The 261-nt window shown below is 30.7% G+C and carries 1 protein-coding gene; it reads right to left on the reverse strand.

Annotation, left to right across the window (positions count from 1 at the left end):
- Positions 1-261, reverse strand: a 261-nt coding sequence (locus SB822_RS58310) for a hypothetical protein (protein ID WP_410859272.1), incomplete at both ends; no start/stop codon positions are given.

The raw sequence follows: 261 nt of genomic DNA on the forward strand, positions 1-261 counted from the left end.
CCACTCGTACATTGTACTTCTCAACAAAGTTAGCGATACCATTTAACTCATCTTTTGTATAAAATGCCCCCGTATAAGTTGGATTAAATATTACTAAAACCTTAGGGGGTTTACCGTTAATTTTCATCCAATTATTCAGGTCATTTTCACATATTTTATATTTATTTTCTTCTTTTGTATTTACTATATCTAATATACCATTATTCAAGTAACACCAGTTTGCAAGTGAGTGATAGTATCCAGGAGCTGTGAGAATAATAT

The organism is Paraburkholderia sp. SIMBA_054 (assembly GCF_046534875.1).
Lineage (GTDB): Bacteria > Pseudomonadota > Gammaproteobacteria > Burkholderiales > Burkholderiaceae > Paraburkholderia > Paraburkholderia hospita.